This window comes from Bradyrhizobium sp. JYMT SZCCT0428 (genome assembly GCF_018131075.1).
Classification (GTDB): Bacteria; Pseudomonadota; Alphaproteobacteria; order Rhizobiales; family Xanthobacteraceae; genus Bradyrhizobium.
Genome location: NZ_JAFCLS010000150.1, coordinates 1 through 2269 on the forward strand (window position 1 = coordinate 1; position 2269 = coordinate 2269).

Sequence of the window (2269 nt, forward strand, 5' to 3'; positions counted from 1 at the left end):
ATCGTCGGATTGGAGACCATGTACCACGTCGCTGCAGTGACGTGAGGGGGGATGCGCAACTGACGGATCGCCGCTCGCGATCGAAGAAGAACGCAGAATACAGGCACACCTCCTCGACAAAAAAACCTGGGCGTAAAACCCGGAGAAGGCTTTTACAAGTGTCCGAACGCGGCCTTTGCGGAGCCGGATTTTCTACGTTGAATGTATAACAGCATCGAATGCCGAATAGTCGGCGTCCCATCGCGTCTCTTCAAAGGAAAAAGTCATGAAAAAATTGGGCATAATCGTCGCTCTGGTTGCCTTACTGGCAGGCTTAGCTAGTTTTAGTACGCCCTCACGGGCCGAGACCGGTCAAGTTGCCGTCGTGTTCACGAAAGGTGGCTTCATTGTCGGAGCTGGCGGCGGTGAGGGCGTGCTGACCTTCCGAGGCAAGCGCTATCCGTTCACCGTATCGGGCATGAGCATCGGCTTCACGATCGGAGCCTCGACAACCAAGCTGGTGGGACGAGCCCTCAACTTGAATAGCCCGGCCTCGTTTGAAGGCAGTTACAGCGCGATCGGAGCCGGCGGTGCGGTCGCCGCCGGGGCTGCAGGCGTTCAATTGCAGAATGCCAATGGCGTGATCTTGCAGCTCAGCGGCCCCAAGGTCGGCGCTGAAGTGTCGGCTGCAGTGGGCGGGGTAACGGTCCGGTTTAAATAGGTGCGGTCCGCACCGCGTGACGACCGATGTTGATTCTAATTCGGATGGAGTAACTAAGTGAACGAGCCACTGCACCCGGCAGCACCCCATCACCTGCCGGGCTTCATCACGGCGCCGGGTGACACCGACGTTTTGATGGTCGTTATGGGCATCTTCCTGATCGGCGCCGTCGTCGGGGTCGGCAATCTCTATTTGCACCTGCACACGCTGCCGGAGCGGATGGCGCACCGAACTCACAAGCTGCAATTCGAGATCGTTGCTGTGCTCGGTCTACTGGCACTTTTCACGCACAACCATTTGTTCTGGGTGATCGGCCTGTTCCTCGCGATGATCGACTTGCCGGACTTCATCACGCCGCTACGCAGGATTGCCGGATCGGTCGAAAAGCTGGCCGGCGTTCCGGCTGGACCGGACCCAACCGAGCCGCCGGCAGAAGCTACAGCCCACGCGGCCGGCGTGAACAGCCCCGCCCCCAAGAGCAAGGCACAGGTTCATGCTTGAGATCATCCTTTGTTCGCTCGTGACAATCTTGCCGGACTATCTCTATCGCCGCTATCGGCAAGGAAAGCGCTTCGGCCACGAGATCACGCTCTATTCGGTCTGGTTCGAGCTGAGATTTGGCATCATCGGCTGCCTGATGCTCACCGTCGCGCTGATCACGATGATCTTCTACTATCATCCGTCGACCAATTCGGCGACGTTGTACTACCGTACCGTCCCGCTCATGTCCGAAGTAGCCGGCCGGGTGGCGGAGGTTAACATCGATGTCAGCGCATCCGTCAAACAAGGTGAGGTGATTTTCAGACTGGACAGCGCCAAGCAGGAGGCCGCGCTGCTGACGGCCAAGCGCAAGATCGCCGAAGTCGATGCCGCCATGTTGTCGGCGCAGGCCGATGTTCTGAAAGCCGAAGGGCAGATCCAGCAGGCTCAGGGCGATTATCAGCAAGCCACCGATGAGCTGAACACCAAGCGGGACCTCCAGCAACGCAATCCCGGTATCGTCCCGCAGCGTGACATCGAAAAACTGCAGGTGCTGCAGGCGGGCCGGCAGGGCTCGCTCGATGCCGCCAACGCTTCAAAGCAATCCGCGTCGGTCCGCGTCACCGCCCTTCTTCCCGCCGAGAAAGCCAGCGCAGAGGCGGCGCTGGCAGAAGCGCAGGTCGATCTGGACAAGACCTTCATTCGTGCAGGGTTCGACGGGCGGGTCGAGCAGTTCGGGCTGAGGCCGGGCGATATCGTCAATCCCATGATACGGACGGCCGGCGTCCTGATTCCGGACGGTGCGGGTCGGCGTGCCCTCTCGGCGGGGTTTGGGCAGATCGAGGCTCAGGTCATGAAGGTCGGAATGGTCGCCGAGGCCACCTGCATCTCCAAACCGTGGACGATCATTCCGATGGTGGTGACCAATGTGCAGGACTACATCGCTGCGGGCCAGTTCAGGGGCGGTGAACAACTGATCGAGGCGCAGAGCACCGTGCGTCCCGGCACCATTCTCGTTTTCATGGAGCCGATCTACAAGGGCGGGCTGGAGGGCGTGACGCCCGGCAGCAGCTGTATCGCCAACGCCTA

General features: G+C 60.2%; 3 protein-coding genes. All 3 read left to right on the forward strand.

The window, feature by feature from the left end; all coding sequences use genetic code 11:
• The first annotated feature begins 265 nt into the window (after positions 1-265).
• Positions 266-700, forward strand: coding sequence for a hypothetical protein (locus JQ575_RS44050; protein ID WP_212039384.1), 435 nt, complete (start codon positions 266-268; stop codon positions 698-700).
• Between the two features lie 57 nt (positions 701-757).
• On the forward strand, positions 758-1201 hold the full coding sequence (locus JQ575_RS44055; protein WP_212039386.1) for a hypothetical protein: 444 nt from the start codon (positions 758-760) through the stop codon (positions 1199-1201).
• Positions 1194-2269: HlyD family secretion protein (locus JQ575_RS44060; RefSeq protein WP_212039388.1), on the forward strand; the 1076-nt coding region annotated here is incomplete at its 3' end. The genes JQ575_RS44055 and JQ575_RS44060, both read left to right, overlap by 8 nt.

Excerpts from the sequence above, each read along its gene's own strand:
- JQ575_RS44050 (WP_212039384.1), top strand. The coding sequence starts at position 266 with ATGAAAAAATTGGGCATAATCGTCGCTCTGGTTGCCTTACTGGCAGGC.